The 19,214-nt window shown below is 40.3% G+C and carries 5 protein-coding genes; all 5 read left to right on the top strand.

Annotation, left to right across the window (positions count from 1 at the left end):
• The first annotated feature begins 48 nt into the window (after positions 1–48).
• The 5 genes from HPT30_RS04355 to HPT30_RS04375 all read left to right on the top strand — a co-directional run bounded on the left by HPT30_RS04355 (position 49) and on the right by HPT30_RS04375 (position 19,213).
• Positions 49–4,215: a fibronectin type III domain-containing protein gene (locus HPT30_RS04355; protein WP_175370256.1), complete on the top strand. Its 4,167-nt coding sequence runs from the start codon at positions 49–51 to the stop codon at positions 4,213–4,215.
• Between the two features lie 106 nt (positions 4,216–4,321).
• Positions 4,322–7,645: a fibronectin type III domain-containing protein gene (locus tag HPT30_RS04360; protein ID WP_175370257.1), complete on the top strand. Its 3,324-nt coding sequence runs from the start codon at positions 4,322–4,324 to the stop codon at positions 7,643–7,645.
• A 23-nt stretch (positions 7,646–7,668) separates the two neighbouring features.
• Positions 7,669–8,601 (top strand): hypothetical protein, encoded by a 933-nt coding sequence (locus HPT30_RS04365; protein ID WP_175370258.1) that lies wholly within the window; start codon positions 7,669–7,671, stop codon positions 8,599–8,601.
• Between the two features lie 14 nt (positions 8,602–8,615).
• A complete protein-coding gene (locus tag HPT30_RS04370; RefSeq protein WP_175370259.1) occupies positions 8,616–9,425 on the top strand; it encodes a hypothetical protein in 810 nt (269 codons plus the stop codon).
• A gap of 26 nt (positions 9,426–9,451) precedes the next feature.
• Positions 9,452–19,213, top strand: coding sequence for an RHS repeat-associated core domain-containing protein (locus HPT30_RS04375; protein ID WP_175370260.1), 9,762 nt, complete (start codon positions 9,452–9,454; stop codon positions 19,211–19,213).
• The last annotated feature ends 1 nt before the right edge of the window (position 19,214 follow it).

Consider the following 19,214-nt stretch of genomic DNA (forward strand, 5'->3'; position numbering starts at 1 on the left):
TTTTTTTATACATAGGTTTTGGATTTGATATTGATGTGGAGGGCATTTATGAAGAAAAGAAAGAGACTTTTAGGCAAACTTCTATGTTTACTACTGTTAATGCAGATTTTCTTTCCGTTTTTTGGAGGGAATGATATGAAGGTGCTTGCACAGGGTGAGACGATAAAAATCAATTTTCAACCTGCACAATCATCCACTCCGAAAGATTTTCTGGCTGATTATGGAGAATTATTCGGAGTGAAAAATAAATATGCGTACGGATGGAATAAAGACCACACAGATACTACTGTAACTAGAATAACCTATTCAAATGAGAGTCTGTATAGTAGGGCAACAGTGAATGAAGATACTTACATTAGTTCTACTCTAGACACTTTGACCCTAATGCACTCTGATTCAAAGTGGGAAATTCAAGTAGAGAATGGAACTTATGAAGTAGCTGTAACCGTAGGTGATTCTGTATATAGCAGTACGAATGCACTGGATGTAGAGGGTACCCCGTTTTGGGAGGGGCTTTCATTAGAAGCGGGACAACATGCCACTATGAAGAAAAGCGTAAAGGTAGTGGATGGGAGGCTGAGCCTAAGTCAAATAAATGGTCTTGGTTTCGAAACAGCTTTGAATAATATTGAGATTTCTATGGTGAATATATTCAATCCAATGTTAACACCGGCAAGTATATCTTTGCCGTATGAGCAGAATAAGGTGGCTGGGAACAAAGTTCTGATGTCAGGTACGATGACTAATGTACATAATGCTCCTCCGTATACACGTATAAATGGATTGCAGACTGAAATATCTCGGCATATCAACGAACAGATTGATAAGATCAATCTACAAATACAGCAATATGACCGGAATGCTATCTCCGCAGGTGGGGACAATATATCTGCCCTACAACAAGCCATTAACTCAAACTCTCAAAGTTTGGCGATAGTAAAAGCAGGATATTTAAACCTGGAATCAAGTGTTACATTTGGAAGTCCGGACAAACCGGTCGTTTTGATTGTTGATGGAATAAATTCCAATAAAAATCTGAGTATAACTGTGTATGGTACCTTGATTCTGCGAGGAGGCTTTAATGCAAACGCGCAGTTGAACGTTGATATTTTGAACAGTGGAGATGATCAGCGTTTAGGGAATCTGTGGGTACAAAGTGCATTTCAATTGAATAATAACGTGAGTTTTCATGTAGACAATGAACTTTATGCGAACACCCTAGCATATAACGGTGGGACGCTCAACTTAGAAGCAAAGCGGGTACTAATTCCGGGAAGTATGAGCATCAATACGAGTGTAAATATGATTGTTGATGAAGAAATGTCCGTAGGGGATGTAATATCCAATAATTTAGTTGCAAATTTGAAGGTCAACAAAGGAGATTTCTTCGTACGTGGAAGTATTAGCGTGAATAATCATTTAAGTATTACTACAGGAGGATTATTTGCAGTTAGTGGAAATATCATCTCCAATCAAAGACCAGTAATTCATACCGGTAATGAGATAGAAGGCCGGACATTACTGAAATATATTGTCTCAGGAGTGAAAGCGGAATATTTCAGTGACAGTAACTTTTCGGGTGAGAAGGAAGTGAAAGTAGATGAATCAATCTTCCTATCAGGTCGGCCTGTATTAAGTGTGCCAGGGATTGCCGATAAACGGTTCTCCGTAAGATGGACGGGACAAATTCAACCTAAATACTCTGGAGAATACACTTTTTCTGTAGAAACTAGCGGTGGGGTAAGGCTATGGGTTAACGACCAGCTTCTGGTTGATCAATGGACAGCAAAAAACAATTCTGCGAAAGGGAACATTCAGCTTGAGGCGGGGATGAGATACGATCTTCGAATGGAGTATGCCAACGATTTTGGCAATCCTCGGGCAAGTCTGCTTTGGGAGAGTGGCAAGCAACCTAAAGAAGTTGTTCCTTCTTTGTCACTGAGGCCTTTTGGCACACCATTACTAGGAGCCAGTGCAACCGATTCAGCGGTTACTTTACAGTGGGCCCCTCTGTTTAATGCGGACGGTTACGAGCTAGAGTTCGACAACAATATTACGAGCCTTGGAAAAGAGTCTAACTTCACTGTGGAAAATCTCCCGTCAGGAACGGAGCATGTTTACCGCATCCGAGCCAATAGCGGTGATCTTAAGGGAGAATGGTCATTGGAAGAATCTTATTGGACATTGCCGTCTATTCCTCAGAACATTAGTCTGTCATCTACTAGTGACACAATTACATTAAATTGGGCGCCCGTTACTGGAGCGATAGGCTATGAAATCGAGGTTAACAATAGCATTCATGATATTGGGAATACCACAACTTATCAGGAAATTGACTTAAATCCAAACATGCCTAAAGTTTTTAGAATCAGAGCTAAAAATAGTAGTGGATCGGGAGCATGGAGTGACATTGTTGCCAAGACTACCGTTGTGGCGGTTCCGGCAAATCTCTCAGGTGTTGCGGATGAGCATGCCATTACATTGAAATGGGACGCTGTATCTGGTGCTGTAGCCTATGATCTGGAGACTGACGGCAGCGTTATAAGCAACATTAAGGAGAGTTCATACCTTCATACTGATCTTGATCCCAATACAGCGCATGAATATAGGGTGAGAGCCCATAATGAGAATGGAGTTAGCCAGTGGAGCGGGAAGATTACAGTATATACTCCTCCTGCAGTTCCGCAGAATCTTACGGCAGAGGTTAACGGAAATTCAATCCATGTTTCGTGGGATGCTGTTCCTGGGGCCGCAGCCTATGAAATTGAGGCTGATGGAACCATTCTAAACAATGAATTAAAAACCGAATTCAACCATACGGATTTAGACCTGAATTCTGAGCATACGTATCGAGTAAGGGCAAGAAATGAAAATGCTTTTGGAGGATGGACGAATCTAATTGTCTATACAACGCATGCCGGTATTCCCAATAACATTCAGGTATCAGCTACTAGCTCGGCAATTACATTGACATGGGACGTAGTGGTCGGCGCAATCGGCTACGATATTGAAGTGGATGGAGCAGTCATTCAGATTGGCAAAGAAAATGCCTACATCCATGAGAAATTACCCCCTTTTTCCAGCCATAGTTATAGAGTAAGAGCGAGGAATGCAGGTGGTGCAGGGGAATGGAGCAGAGTGGTATCCGGCAAAACTATTTTCGGAAAGCCACAGAACTTACGGGCTGTTTCGGAGAATACGAGCATTGAACTCAAATGGGATGAGGTTGAAGGCGCAACAGGATATGACATCCTAGTAGATGGTGAGATCATGGATAACGGAGTTGCCACCTCGTACAAGCATGTCGGTTTAGAGCCTTATTCATGGCATGTTTATCGTGTCAGAGCTAAATACGAAGATTTACTTGGTGAGTGGAGCAGTCCCCTAACTAAAGCTACCGTTCTTGGTATTCCAGGTAATATTAAAGTTCAATCAACGAGCAATCAGATAGCTCTGTCGTGGGACCCGGTTGCGGGGGCAACCGGCTACGAGGTTGAAGCCGATGGTATACTCTTTGACAACGGAGCTAAAGTTAAGTTCACACATACGGGGCTGCTTCCTAATACAAAGCACAAGTACCGTATCAGAGCTAAAAATACTCAGGTTGTGAGCGATTGGAGTGAATGGACAACTATTCTTACTGGGATTACAGCACCTGATGTACCCAAGAATCTACGTGCTTCATCTACCATTAACTCCATAGAACTAACATGGGACTCAGTTCTGGAAGTTACGGAATATGATCTGGAAGTGGACGGACAGCTGGTCTCAGGAATCAAGACTACCAGCTATAAGCATACTGGACTTGAGCCCAACACAATGCATATCTATCGCGTTCGAGCCCGAAATTCGGATATGCTCAGTAGCTGGTCGGATAAACTAAAGAAGGTCACTACGCCAGCATTAACCATTCAACCAGAAAAGGATACCCAGTTCAATTTTGCAATGATTATCCCTCAGAAGAGTGGTTTAACGGAGCGGAAAATTACCGTAACATACAGTGCAGCTGATTTGGAAGTCATTGACCTGCGTGCGGAAACCCCGGAACTTGAAACAGTGGTGGGGCAAATTAAGGCAAGTAATGTCACGGTAACAAGCTTTGAACCTGGCCGAATTATCTATACCATCCAGAGCAATGGTAAAACTGTGATGAATACTATAAAATTCTCGGCTTTAACCAATGACTATACCAAGGTAACTTATATCATTGAGTAGGATGAACAGTCATCTGGGGACAAATATCTTCCCGGATGACGTATTTTCGAATGAAGTTAGAATTCAATAGTAATATGAAAATTTGGTCTTGGTAGGAGAAGATAATATGAACAAGACATTAAAAAAATGGGCAGTAGTTTTCTTAAGTATTATGGTTTTCTTATTTGGTTTTTTAGGAGATATCAAAGTAATAACTGCAAGTGGAGAACCTAATATAATCAGTTTTAGCAATGTACGTGTGGAGGGTTTTAATAGGACTGCTGAGTGGGAACCAAGCATGGGGAATATCGGAGAAGTAACGTTGAATATGCCAGGATTTACACTTACAAATATCCGTTTGAATTTATCCTCAGGCAAGTTCTTTTATGATATTGTGCTGGATCAGCCTATTGTTATGACTTCTGGTTCTGGAGCACATTGGTGGTCGGAGATGCAACGTACTAGGTATCTGAACATTGAAATCTCTTTATCAAATAGTCAGCGCTCTGAGCATATGGTTTTTAGCACTCATAGGTTGGTTGAGGGACCTTCAGCACCGGAGCAGAATAATACCTTTATAACTAATGCAAGTGACCTAGAGACCCAGCAGACTGGAAGTTGGTACCAGAGTTATGGAGAGCTGCCTAACAAATTATCTGTTTTTATTAGAGCTGGGGATGCACAGCATGAGCCGAATCAATATAATAACGGTTGGAGTAATGGGTTATATCAATATATCAATGATAGACCCTTGACTCAAAACTCTCCACCAGTCCTGACTATAAGCACACCAAGCGATCAGCTACTTAGTGAGAACTCTTTATTTGTACCGGTAGTCAGAGTCTCGGATGCTAACAATGATCGAATAGAAGTTAATTATTACATAGATTCGGAAGCAAACCCAAGAGAGACCAAAATAGCTACCAATACTGCCACAGCCCAATCAGTTTCCTTTAGTCCTCTAAACATGTCAACAATATCAGAAGGATTCCATACACTGCGATTCTTTGTGAGTGATGGAGTAGCAAGCTCTCAAGGTTCGATTAGTATTGTTGTTGATAAAAGTAACCCTCAATTGGGAAATGTGAATATATCTTCATCAGACACACAAGTTAGAATGGCTGGTACGGCTTATGATGCAATATCCGGTTTGGATAGCGCTCCATATAGATATACTGTAGGGACCCAGTCCAGCGGTTGGACAGCTGAACCGAGTTTCACCGCCTCTGGATTGAGTGCCAATACGTTATACCGTACGAAGTTTGAAGCCAGAGACCGGGTTGGGCATATCGCAGTCAGTGAGCGGAACGCCTATACCCAAGCACAAACTCCGTCTCTATCCATTCAGCAGAACGGTGAAACTTCTGTAAAAATACTTCTTAATGATAATAACTCTCCCAGCACCTCTTATATGATTCAAACAGGTTCTTCTTATGTTACCTCAACAGGAGTACTCACCTCCTCTCCGGTGTGGATTACTCCTTCGGGTAAAACAATTGTGCTTAACGGCCTGCAAGCAAATACTACATATCCTTTTCAAGCCAAATCAAAAAATGCAGAAGGCATAGAAACTGCATTTGGTGCCGTCGCCAGCGGAACAACATTGGCTCAAGCACCAAGCGGACTGACTGCAGATGCTTCCCAAGCATGGATTAAGCTGACTTGGCCCGCGTCTCCCGGCGCACTTGGCTATGATGTGGAAGCGGACGGCTCCATTTTTAACAATGGCAATGCAACTGTTTTTACACATAGTGGCCTATTAGCGAATACTCAACATAGTTACCGGGTTAGAGTTCGAAATGCAGGAGGAACAGGGAACTGGAGCCAGACTTTGACTAAGCTGACCCTGCCAGATCCACCGCAAGCTCCGGTTAATCTGCTTACAGCACCGTCCCAAAGATTCATAACTTTGACCTGGGACTTGGTCGCAAGAGCTGTTCAGTATGAAGTAGAAGCGGATGGCAAAGTTATAGATAATGGCGGCAAAAATACGTTTGTACATCAGGGCTTGGAGCCTTTAACTGATCATATCTATCGTGTCAGAGCAATCAACACCGGAGGAGCTAGTGGTTGGAGCAATTCTATCACGCAGAAGACTTGGCCAGATCCTCCAGCTACACCGAATAAATTGTCCGCAGTGCCTGATATTCATTCGATAGCTCTAAAATGGGAAGAAATGGATATGGCTACATCTTATGAAATCGAAGTTGATGGTCTAATTATGGACAACAAAAACTCGGTCAACTATACACATAAAGGTCTTGATGCGCTTACAGGTCATACCTATCGGGTTCGGGCTGTTAATATAGGCGGTAAAAGTGCGTGGAGTTTTCCACTCGATGTTACAACCCATCCAGAAATACCGGATATCCCAACTAATATCATGACAACTTCCGATGTTACTGAGATTACTGCTGCCTGGTACGTTGTTCCTCACACCGATAGTTATGATATTGAGATTGATGGAGGATCTATTGTTAATGTTACTGAAAATTCTTTTGTTCACGATCAACTAGCAGCTAATAGCTCTCATACTTACAGAATTCGGGCCAAAAACATCAGTGGCGACAGTGAGTGGTCCAAGCGGGTTACTTTAAGCACTATGCCCGAGAAGTCTAACACCGAATCCTTAACCAATATTGTTGCTGTAGTAACTAATAAAGCAATTACTTTATCTTGGGATACGGCATCTCCTGATGCCCGATACGATATAGAGGTTGACGGAAGATTGTTGGATAACGGAACGAACACAGTTTATAATCACACCGGCTTGCGTCCGGAAGAATATCATACGTACAAAATCAGGGTTAAACAGGGAACCGAAACAGGAGATTGGGTAGCTGTGTTGTCGCTTTCTACTCTTCCTAATTTGCCTGGTGCTCCGTCCAAGATTGATGCAGTAGCAAAAAATAATTCTATTGAGTTGCACTGGCAGAAAATTGAAGGGGCTAACGGTTATCAACTTGAGATTGACGGTAAGGCTGTAGACATCGGAAGCAACACTAGCTATTTACATAATAACTTGCCTTCAGGAACAGCACATACTTACCGATTGCGTGCAATGAATGTTACGGGGGTTACAGCATGGAGTCCATCTTTACGAAAGAGTACAACTAGTCCAGATTACATTATCAAAGTTAAGAAAGGTGAAGAGTGCAGCCTAACACTGTTGGCTCAGAATGTTCAAGATTTTAGTGAAATGAGTTTTGTTGTGTCTTACGATCCAAAAGAGCTGGAGCTATTGGATCTATATGACTTCACGCCCTTACGAGACCTCACTAATGGTAGAATTCCGGGTTCCAACCTGACTGCGACTTTTTCTCCTGGTAAAATCACGTTTACCATTGATCAAAATATCGTACCAGGGACCTCATGGTCAGGTGAGATAACAACCCTTTCGTTCAAGTCACTAAAAACTGGAGAGACGAGTGTTCATGTTGTAGTTGATTAATAGATTGGTTGAAGGAGAACATTATGATTCGAAAACGAAGTATTAAATACATTTCTATTGCCATTATCATTGCGTTAGTCTCAGAAGCATTAATTATAACGCTTCCTAAGATTAAGCATGACACAGTGAGTGCAACTCAACAAGATGAACAGATTGCAGCAGATTTGTCCAATCTTACCGGGGTAGAAGTTAGTCAGATTATGAAGCTTAAAAACACAGGGTACTCATGGAATGAGGTGTCGGAAAGGCTGAAAAAGAAAGCTCCTATAAACAGCGATGAAGACAAATTAAGTCGGAGTGCCTTGTTGAATGAAGCTGGTCTGGGAGAAGAAGCCATGAACCAGCTTCGTGAAGAAGGTTATCAGGATGATGAGATTATGGAAGCTAAGTTATTAGCCGAAAGAGTCATGATGCAGCTTCAGGAAGTAAAGGATGGCAATTCCACTGCCATCCTGAAACCTTCTGCAGAAATAGGGCGTGAACAGTCTGATGAAACTGAGACTGAGGCTGCATATGAGAAAATAAGAGGGGATTTCAGCGAGATACAGGCTGTGAAGCTGATGCTTAAGTTAGAACAGGAATTTGGGTCTATGGGAGCGGTGATGAACGAATATCTGCTCTCTTTGCAAGCTGATTTAAATCTGGAAGAATACATCAAGGATAAGAAACTATATCAGAAGAATAAGGAGCAGCAGACAGCGGGACTTAAAGATAGTCAAATTATCACGATGGAAAAGCTCGAGAAGGCTATGCTGGATCAACTCCAGCAAGTTGATGAGAAGTCTGTTAAAGATGATGAGAATCTAAAGCCATTCGCCGAATCCATTTTACCAGATCAAGAGAAAGAATCACCGCTTCCTGATATTAAGCCACCAACGGTAAAGGACGTCATGCCACAAAATCCGGCTGAAGCTATTAGGCAAGAAATTCAGGATATTAACCCCAACCATAGATAGAGGAGTTCATGAGGATGCATAAACGTAAAGTGATTCAAATGACAGTACTCATTATGATTCTGGCACTCGTTTTTCAGGCAGGGGTGTTTGCTTACACTAAAGTAGCAGCTGTTCAGAATAATCATGACGAGAGTGCGCTAGATTCTAAGTACGAGGAAATCGATTTGAAAAAACTTCAGTCTAAGATTACTAAGGTAACATTTGAACAATTTCTGAAAGAGTTTAAGGTTCAAGAGGTCTACCAACAGAAAATAGAAAAGCTGATTTCAGAGGGATACAATGTAGCGGATATCTGCATTGCTTACGATTTTCTCTATCATAATTATGGAAGTGTCAGCGAGTGGGAGGAACTTCTTGCCTCTAAAGCTTCGGGCGAAAGCTGGGATAAGATTTTTATAAAATATAATAAAAAACATCCGGAATTTGAACCCCGGAATTTTGATTCAGAAGAGCTGGAGCGATTAATGAACATCCAGAATGTTACACCAGACGACATTATGATTAGCGATCGGCTATCTTTTGTAAGCGGGAAGCCGTTCAATGATCTAATTAATGAAAAAAATACGACTGGGGATTGGGGTTCTATTTTTTCCCGTGAGAACATTTTAAATAGCGGAAGTCCATTTCCAAGAGTTCGGATAACAAGTGAAGAAATACATAAATATATGCAGGGTGGAAAATTAAAAGAACAGCAGATCACCCGAGCTTTCGTTCTGGCACAAAGAGTGGGTGAAGCTCCGGAGATTGTTATTGGCAAGATTCAGCATGGATTTTCCGAAGAGCTGATCTTGGCAGAGAGTTATATTAGCAAATATGGTGAATAATTCGAACGGCAGATGGAGGTAGCTTTGTGAAGGCAATTATTCGTATATCAATCGCATCTTTTTTCTTGATGATTTTATGTCTGCCGGCAGTACATGCAGAGACTCTTCAGGAACAATTAAATAATCTGGTTGGACCTAAGCAGAAGTATAATACTATGCTTTCACCGGTCTATTTGAGAACGAATGAGACCATTGATGATATCAGTCCGCAGAGCGGATCACTGACAATTACCCAGACAGATTATGTTCTGCCTGGCCGCAACGGTCTTGATTTGATATTTAAACGCATTTATAAGAATGCTGCAGCCAGTGTTCAGGAAATGGAAGTTGAATACATAGATGGGGCATGGGTGGATAAAGCCAGATCTAACAACAGAACTACATCTTTTTATGAGGACCGTTACAATCTTGGGATTGGCATGCGATTCTCTTTTCCTAGTATGGAAATAAAAACAAATTCCGATGGATCTAGCCATAAATTCTTGCATACGGAAAGTGGTGACGTGTATCGTCTAAAAGGAAATTACGTTGATGGCTCCTTTGGGTATTTGCCGGAAGGACAGACCGTAAAGGATGTTGTGGTCAGAGAGTCAGCCGTATACTCGAATGGTCAGACAGATGGAACTTCCAAATACGTAATGGCTGGAAAGGACGGAAAAAAAACGTATTTTGCTGAAGATGGCCGCATTCTGGGGATTGTGGATCGCTATGGTAATACGATTCGTTTCGAGTATGCTACTCATACCTATAAGATTGAGGGCGAATCTATCACTAAGAAGTTAATCTCCAAAATAACTGACTCGGTCGGCCGGGTATCCACTATCGAATATGTAGAGGATGCCAATTACACTGTGGGTCCTATCGATAATCAGACTTCGTATGGAGCAGAAGATTACTATAAGACTTCAGGGAATCCAAACAATAACGATTCAGGGGATTTAAAAGGAAAATTTCAGGTGATCCTGCATCTTCCTGGAGATAAGAGCATGATTTATGACAAATCAGCCGTCTTGGTCAGCCCGTCTAAGCATGTTATTCGTACCCGGCTTCAACGGGTATTTGATACGGATTCCAAACCCAAATACTTACTATGGTACGAGCAGCCGGATCTTGGGTTTACTTATTTCAACAACACCAGCTACTCTGCATACAACCGATATGAGAATCTGGTACTGGTCGATGATGTGAAGAATAACAGTATGAAGCGTTATGTATACAACACGTATACTAAGCGTCTTAATGAAGGCAGCATGCAGTACCGAAAGATTTTTGAGAGCAAGTCTCTTGTGAAGAAAGGATTTGATCCTGCTCCGTCCAATTTTTTGGACAAGTTCATTGTAGACACTACAGACAAAATCACATACACCTACACCAATGAAGCAGATGGTTACGGCGTAACTGATTATAAAGGAAATGATGAAGCCTACCTTAAGGAAACCTACAGATACTATACCCAAATTACTGATGTCAACGGCAGTAGCACACGGTTCACATATAACGGCAATCAGGAACTCATTCTGACTGAGAAACAGGGCCGTGATCATAAAGAGGTTGTTAAGAGCGAACATGATGAGATGAAGCTGATCAAGAAGCAGGAGAGCGTAAAGTATCAAGTGACGAACGGACAGCCTTCAAACAACAATGTGAAAAAAATCGAGAACTTCCGCTATGATGAATATGGGAATATGACCAATTATACGGGGCCAGATGCAGAGCGGGATGCTAGCGGATACCCTGTAAATAATGAACATTCCGTCCTTTATACCTATGATATTAATAAATTTCATATTTTGACTCAGAAGACCTGGAAGCAAGATAAGAACACAACAGCTCAAATTAACTATTCCTTGGATGAGAAGGGCAATGTCATTAAGGAGAGCAAATCTGGGAATGATGGTATTAATTCTTGGATTAACACCGATTTTGCGTACGATAGTTTTGGGAACTTAATCCAGAAAACAGTTCACGACAAGGCGCAGGATTTTGTAACATGGTTTGAATATGGCACAGATGCCAATGGTTTGGATACCAAGGGAGCTTATCTTACCAAGGAATACCGCCAGTCCGGAGGGAAAACTTATGCCAAAACCTATGCGTATGATTTTCAGACCGGTAATCTCCTCAGTGAAATTGACCCGAGAGGCAATAAAACCTCGTATCAATACGATGTACTGGGCAGAGTAGTTAAGAATACTAAACCTGATCAAGCTGTGCAGGAATATCAATATCAGAATAATGCCTTTGCCAATTTTAAAATCTTATACACCGATGTCAATCAATCTAAATTCCTCTATGAGTATGACATAAAAGGCAGCTTGCTAAACTCCAAGGTTCTAAATCAGGGGAAATGGAACAACCTTGAAAGCATGGAGTATGATTCTTTTGGAAACTTAATTAAGAAAATAGATGCGAATGGGCACAGCACACGTTTTACTTATGATACTAATCAGCAAATTATTGAGAAATCTTCGTATGAGAATGACAAAACGATCAAGGGCACTTTGAAGATTGACTACCAGATTGGCAGTTCGCCTGAAGTTCCTTTATTAATGACGATCACTGATGAAGAAGGATATGCCAAGAAATACAATTATGACATCTTGGACAGATTGATAAAGGAAGAGGTTACGCCTGATCGTCAGAAGTTTTACGTTTCAACTAACACTTATGATTATGCCGGGAATATTCTGATAGAGACAGATGAGGCCAAACATACTATTCAATACACTTATGATACCCAAGGTCGGAAAACTAGTGAAACCGATGCATTGGGTAATACAACAGAGTATGCGTATAACAACTTGGATCAGAGAGTTTCCGAAAAAGCTCCTGAAGGGAAAATTACGGAGTGGATTTATGATGACTTCGGAAATAACACTGTACAGAGGGTCTATCAATCCGGCTCAGAAGACTACTTCTATACACAGATAGAGTATGATGGTGGCCAAAATCCTGTCAAAAATACAGTAGGTTTGTTCTCAAATGGAGCCAATCGTGACTCTTCTATTGTTACATTTGCGTATGATGGGTTAAATCGGGTTACAGATCAATATAACAGACTAGACGCGACTTCAACTACTCATACACATACAGATTATGATGCCAAAGGAAATATACTGAAGATTATCGATTACGGTGATTCTGCAGGTAACCGTCTGCTTGTACGCAATTTTGAATATGATTATGCAGGACGCCTCACCCTGGAAGCTGGCGCAGCCAGAGAGAAGCAGGCAGATGGAAAACAAATTGAAAGAGGCAAGTATGAGACAAGAAATGAATATGATCTCGCGGGAAACCTGTTAAAAAAACAGATTTACAACGGTTCAGGCTACGACACTGAGGAGAATGTTTATAATTACAGAAACCAGGTTATTTCTACTACTTCACCGTTTAATGCTAAGGGCTCGAAGATAAAACGGTTCCAATATGATAAAGTGGGTAACTTGATTGCCGAGACATCTGCTATATCGGGAACGGAGCGGACAACGTCTTATGCGTACGATGGTCTGGGATATAAAACTGTAGTAACAGATGCACTTGGATATAGCACGCGATATAAATATGATATAAAAGGTAACCCAATTAAGATGGTTGACCCTCGTTACTATAATCTATCGATAGATCAAGCGCCAGGTATCGTTTATGAATACGACTCAAAGTATAGATTAATCAAAACAATTTCCTTTAACGGGTCTGAGAGTGAAGTTATTGAGTTTAAGATTTATGACGGCAGAAATAATGTAATACAACAAATTGATGGTGAGGGTTATAACGCTGAAGATCCTGGCCAATCTATTGGAACGGAGTATCATTATAATGTTCTTAATAAACCTATCGAGCAGATATCAGCTCAGACTGCTCATGACAACAAGCAAAATGGGACTAGCCACTTCACAAAGCAAGTAACCTATGATGGATCTGGAAATGTGCTAAGTATTACTGATGGCTTGAAGGGAATTACGAAGTACTCCTATGATTTGGGAGGCAGGATTAAAAGAGTCACGTATCCTGATGGAACCAGTACTACAAAAGAGTACGATCTTACCGGTAAATGGATTCTTGTAGATAAGGATCAAAAAGGTCAAGAGACCAAATCATACAACAATATATTTGGAAAACCCTATCTAGTGGAATATCCTGATAAGACGCATGAAACATATCGTTATTCCAACAAAGGAGAGCTATTAGAACATATAAATAAAAATGGGGATTCAACGTATTACGCTTATGATATGGCTGGAAATAAGATATCAGAAAAAGCTTTTATAGGAACTAGTAACTTAAATACGACTTATGGGCTATCTCGTTTGGAGTATGACGAGGCTGGGCGCAGTATAGCTAAAGAAACATTTCTTATTACAGTTTCTAAGTCAGATGGTTCTTCAAAAGAGGTCAGTGCAAATGACCGTACAGAACAAGTTTTTGATAAAGCAGGTAGGCTTGTTCAGGTTAAAGGTCCGTTTGGAAGAGAAAAAAAACAAGAGTTTGATCGAGCAGGAAATGTGATTACTTCCTATCAGAAGGTAAACGATAGCTATTATGATATTTCAAGAAATAGTTATGACTCCAGATCAAGGCTTACAAAAAATGTTTTACTGGTCAAGACCTCTGACATTAGTTCGGAGTACTTAGCTAAAGCAGTATTTGACAATGAGTATGTAGATCGATTGCAGTCAATAACAAGTTACTCATATTTCAAAAATGATCAGTTGAAAACTGTAACAGATGCTAAAGAAAGTAAGATGAATTATGAATATGATTTCGACAAGCGAACGGTTAAAAAAACAGATGCTAAAAAAGGGGAAACTTTATACGAATATGACTCCAATGGTAATTTAGTTACCGAGACCAATCCAAAGGGCGTCGTATCCCGTTATCAATATGATGCTATGAATCGTATTGTAAACAGGGACCTTCCTTTTGGAGATGGGGAACGGGCTGTTACACGATATGTGTATGATCAAAAGGGTAATCTGGTTAAAGAGATTTCTCCTAATCAGAATAGGAGTGAAAAGAATAGCGTTCAGCCAGCACAGGAGATGCTGGGGATTTCGTATACCTATGATGCTATGGATCGGCAAGTTTCTAAGGTATCCCCTGAAGGAACAGGTCTGGAATATTTCCAATATGACGGTATGGGCAAAATCATAAAAGTCGTTGATGGATTAAGATATTCAGGCAGCATTGAGGCATCCAAGGGAACAACATACTCTTATGATGGACTAGGCAGACTGAGTAAAGAAATCAACGCTTTGGGAAACATAAAACTTTACGAATATAATGTATTGGGACATCTAGTAAAGCAAACGGATGAGCGAGGTAATAGTACTACTTATGAGATGAATCCAGATGGTTCTGTTAACAGAATTGCATATGCAGATGGTGGAGTGGTCAGTTATATCTATGACAAACTGGGCAGAAAGACGTCTGAGACTAATCAACTAGGTGCTGTTACAACATTCAGCCATAATGCCTTCGGCAAACAAAAAAGTATCAAAGATGCGAATGGATACACAGAGGAATATAAATATGATCCTGCTGGGAACTTAGTGTCAATTAAAGATAAGCGAGGGAGCGCAACACTTTATTATTATGATGAACTAAATCGTTTAATAGAGAAAAAAATCCCGTTAGATCTCGATGGTAGCAAAAATGTTCTATATGCTTTGGAGAGCTATAGCTACGATGCTACGGGGAATGTGTTGAAAAAAACATTGACAGGATCAAAAGATGATCCTGCTAAGAGAAATTTAACATATGTTTATTATGACAATAATCTTGTGAAAAGTGTCATAGATAACAGTGGAGCTAATACTTTTAATGAATATGATAAAAATGGGAATTTAGTCCGTTCTGAAAAGTTAAGAGATTCTAATCTGACGGATGTGGAACAATACGAGTATGATTCCCAGAATCGGATGCTAAAAAGAATAGCGTGGTTGGATGAGACAAGCATAACGAATGTGTCCAGTTTATCAAATTTGTCTAATCTTAAAGATCCGGATTTCCCAGGCAAAATTAGCGAAATAACCGGTTATAACTACGATATACTTGGAAACTTAACTGAGGAAACGGATCCAAGGGCGTATGCATTTTTGGACACTGATACCGCCAACAGGAAAAACTACACAAAGATCTTCACTTATGATGTTTTAAATCGACCGGATAAAATTATCCGCATGCAAGGTACGAAAGAGATCTACAATCAATACGGATATGATGAAGCAGGTAACAAGATATCTCAGAGAGATGAGAGAGGATTCATTACCAGATTTTCCTATGATGTAGTAAATCGTCTAGCGGTCACAACCGATCCTGAAGGCAAGGAGATAAAAAGGAAATACGATTTGGCCGGCAATAAAGTAGCGGAAACTAATGCTAAGGGCCATACCAATTCTTATACCTATGACAAGTTAAATCGCTTAGTATTAAGTATTGATCCCAATAATATTGTTATAAGTAAAAATATATACGACCCTAACAGCAATGTTATTAAAAAGATTGAGGGCAATGGATATGCAGTGGCTGATACAGACGAAAAACGCTATGGCATACAGTACCGTTATGATTTAGCCAATCGGATGGTTTCTCTCATTGAGCCTGAATTAGCTGCCAAAGGAGGCAATGTAGTAACTACTTCCTACCGTTACAATGCTCTAGGTGATATGGTGCAGCAAACGGATGCTTTAGGTAATGCCCTACGGTATGAATATGATAGTGCGGGGCGTCTAATTAAAGTTATTGATGCCCAAGATAATGAAGTCAACTATAGTTATGACCGGCTTGGTAATAAAATCTTAATGAAAGACGGCTTAGGCAAGATAACTCAATACATTTATGGGGCTTTTGGTCTTCTGCAATCTGTAACAGATGCCTCTGGACATTCAATTCATTATTCATATGACATAGCTCATAATAAAACCAAATTGATTGATCGTACAGGACAACACACGGATTACAACTATGACAACCGTAATTTATTGACGAATATGAAGGTACTAGGTTCAACGGATCAAGTAATATACAATTACGATGAAGTTGGTAATAAGATCCGTATGGTTGATGAAAGTGGAGTATCTACTTATTCCTATAATTCGAAGAACCAGCTATTAAAAGTTTTGAAAGACGGTAAAGTAGAGACTATATATGCCTATGACAATACTGGTAACATAGAAGCGCTAACCGACGCGACAGGTTTTGTTACTAATTACCGTTATGATAAGGCAGGCCGTATGGAGCAGGTTATTTATGGTGATAGCAACAGAGAAACACTTTACACCTATGATAAATCTGGAAATCAAATTACGGTGCAGTATGAGAGCGGAATAAAAGAAATATATGGTTATGATAAGAATAATCGCCTGAAAAGCCTTGTTAATAAGCGTATAAATGGATCAGAAATATCTAGCTATATGTATACGTATGATGATACAGGCAAACAGATATCTAAGACGGACAGCTATGGAAAAACTGCTTATAATTACGATAAGGCTGGGCGCCTTAAGGAAATGGTAGCACCTGGGAAAACGACGGTTTATTCGTATGATGGGGCAGGCAATCGAAAGTCTATGTTAGAAACATATACTTCTGTTCAGCCAAGTAGCTACATCAATCCTGATACCAAAAAAGCAATAGAGTACAAGCTGAAGAAGACAGAATATTTATATACTTCCAGTAATCAGCTTATTAAGTTTGAGGAACGGATGAGTAGTACAGATGGGAAAGAAGTATTATTTAAATCCGTTGATTATCTGTATGACCTAAATGGTAACGAAATTAGTCAGCGTACTAGCTATATTCAGCCCCATGTTGCCGATATGCATCAAACAACTGGGGGAGAGGCATATGAGGCGGAAATTAATAATTTGGTCGAAAAAGTAACTCAGTCTTATGATGGATTTAATCGATTAAAGAAGGCTGTGAGGGTAAAATCCGGAGATCGAGTTATTACAGACTACCAATATAATGGGGACGGACTTCGTACAAAGAAAACGGTCCAAAGCGCTAAAGGAGGCAGTGCACTTCAAGAAATCCGCTACAGCTATGATCGACAATATGTCATCTTAGAAACAGATGCTGCGGGTAAATTAAGTACCCGTTATATTCGGGGACTCAAATACATTGCTAGAATGGATCAAGTGAATCAACTTGCGTATTATTTCTATAATGGGCATGGAGATGTGGTTCAAACGGTAACTTCAAACGGAAATGTTCTGAACCAATACGAATACGATGCGTTTGGTAATCCTACACTTACGATCGAAGTGTACTCGGAATCCATTCGTTATGGCGGTGAACATTTTGATGCCGAGACCGGCTTGTATTACCTAAGGGCTCGTTATTATGATCCTAACATTGGACGTTTCTTAACTGAGGATACTTATTGGGGAGAAGAGAAGGATCCTCTGAGCTTGAACCTCTATACGTATGCCAATAATGATCCTATCCAGTTTTTAGATCCTACAGGACACTGGGCTGCCGGTGATGAGAAGCTTAATGTGCAAGCACAAGCACAAATTATCGCGCTTACAAATGCATATTATAAAGCTCAAACGAATGAAGAAAGAAAGGCGATACAAGGTCAAGCTAATCAAGTCAGATCAGCAGCAGCTAAGGAGAAAGATGTAGTTACTCCATTGCTGTTTCAAGGCAAGCAAATAACAGAATTTATTACAAAAACACAAGGGAAAAGTTATGCGAATTCCAATGAATGGGATAACGCCCTGAAAAAAGTAGGAATAAAAGTACTACCAAGTATCTCGACTTCGGCTATGGTTTCTCCAGACGGAAAAGGTACAGATACTGAAAAAAAGAGTACACAAAGCACGATAACTATAAGTCGTACGAGTATTACTGTAAACTCATCCTCTACCCAAAAGAAAAGTATTAATACTGGACAAATTATTAAAATAACAGCTTCTTCTTCACTCACAATGTCCTATGCTTTTACAGAGAATGAGCTTAAGTTTATCAAGAATGCCCAATTCAATGATATGAAACAGGCAGCTTATATACTAGATGCTATTAAAGCAAATGGTGGCAATACAACTGAAAAAATACTAAAAGATGCAGGAATGCAAGTAGATAAAGGGAAATTTTTGCTCAAACCTAGTACAGTGGATGTTATACAGACGGCTTATGAATTTGGCGTGGAAAAGGGCCTGTCATTTGCAGAGGCTGAGCAATTGTATGGACAGGAAGTAGCTGGACCTCGCTTTATGGAAGCTATGGGGTTGGTTGCCATGAAGGCAATGGGCAACGGCCAAATAAGTTTGACTCCAAAAAGCCAAATTAAAGAAGTCGTAATAAGTGAAGAAGGGAAATTTACAAAATTCAATGTTTCACCAAAAGCTCAAGGTGTATCGACTAAGGGGACGGGACAAGGTCTCAAAGTACCGCAAGGACTTACACAGGCACAATTTGATAAAGCATCATCAATGATACGAGAAAAAGTAGGGCATATAAGTGACGATATAGTTGTTCAAGGTAGCCGGGCAAAAGGTACAGCAAAACCAACTTCTGATATTGATATAGCTATTAGGGTTCCAGCAGAGAAATTTGATGAATTAATACAAAGCTCTTTTAGTAAGGTTAAGCCGCCTAATCCAGGGTCTGCTAAGGAGAAAACGATGCTTCATGCTATTGAAACAGGGAAAATTCAATCAGGAGAAGCAAAACTGAGCAAGTTTAGAGAACAACTCCAACAAGAGCTAGGTATGGATGTCGATATTTCAATTATTAAAATAGGTGGACCTTTTGACAATCCCCCATTCACACCACTCAAATGAT

Origin of the sequence: Paenibacillus agri, assembly GCF_013359945.1 — a bacterium.
Classification (GTDB): Bacteria; Bacillota; Bacilli; order Paenibacillales; family Paenibacillaceae; genus Paenibacillus_AQ; species Paenibacillus_AQ agri.

Coding starts and splice junctions, on each gene's coding strand:
- HPT30_RS04355 (WP_175370256.1), top strand. CDS start 49: ATGAAGAAAAGAAAGAGACTTTTAGGCAAACTTCTATGTTTACTACTG.
- HPT30_RS04360 (WP_175370257.1), top strand. CDS start 4,322: ATGAACAAGACATTAAAAAAATGGGCAGTAGTTTTCTTAAGTATTATG.
- HPT30_RS04365 (WP_175370258.1), top strand. CDS start 7,669: ATGATTCGAAAACGAAGTATTAAATACATTTCTATTGCCATTATCATT.
- HPT30_RS04370 (WP_175370259.1), top strand. CDS start 8,616: ATGCATAAACGTAAAGTGATTCAAATGACAGTACTCATTATGATTCTG.